This window comes from Arthrobacter celericrescens (assembly GCF_003614925.1).
Taxonomy (GTDB): domain Bacteria; phylum Actinomycetota; class Actinomycetes; order Actinomycetales; family Micrococcaceae; genus Arthrobacter; species Arthrobacter celericrescens.
In genome coordinates this window covers 1-779 of the sequence record NZ_QYLP01000042.1, presented here as the reverse complement: position 1 = coordinate 779, position 779 = coordinate 1, and the positions used below count along the sequence as shown (strand labels likewise).

Below are 779 nucleotides of genomic sequence, written 5' to 3'. Positions count from 1 at the left end.
TCATTACCCGCGAACGCACCCGGGAAATACAACGGCTCGAGAAACTCCTCGAGGACGCCTGCATCAAACTCTCCTCGGTGGCCTCGGACATCACCGGGGTCTCCGGACGGCTGATGCTCCAGGCCCTCATCGACGGCCAAGACGACCCTGCCGCCATGGCCCAGATGGCGAAGCGGAAGCTGCGGGCGAAGATCCCGGAACTCACCGAAGCGCTCAGCGGCCGCTTCAAAGACCACCACCGCTACATGACGGCCCTGTACCTGCGGCGAATCGACGCACACACCGCCGACATCAACGACCTCAGTGCCAGGATCGAGGCTGCGATGGAGCCCTTTCGCGACGCCCGGGACCTCCTGATCAGCATCCCGGGATTCAAAAGAACCGTCGCAGAGGTCTTCATCGCCGAAACCGGGGCAGACATGACCGTATTCCCAACGGCCGCACACCTGGCGTCCTGGGCCGGGACGTCCCCCGGAGCCAACGAGTCCGCCGGCCGGGTCAAGTCCGCCAAAACCCGGCCGGGCAACAGATACCTCAAAGGAGCCTTGGGGATCGCAGCCCTGGCCGCCGTGCGTTCCAACCAGACCTACTTCTCGGCGAAATACCGGCGGATCCTATCCCGCCGCGGCCCCACGAAAGCACTCGTCGCCGTCGAACACGCCATGCTTACCGCCGCCTGGCACATGCTCACGACCGGCGAACTCTACAAGGATCCCGGAGCCGACTACTTCACCAACCGCACCCCGGCCAGAGCCAAGGCCCGAGCACTCGGACAGCTC

The 779-nt window shown here is 65.0% G+C and carries 1 protein-coding gene; it reads left to right on the top strand.

The genetic code is table 11. The features are described from left to right. A partial coding sequence (locus D3654_RS10145; protein ID WP_162943702.1) for a transposase occupies nucleotides 1–779 on the top strand: 779 nt, incomplete at both ends.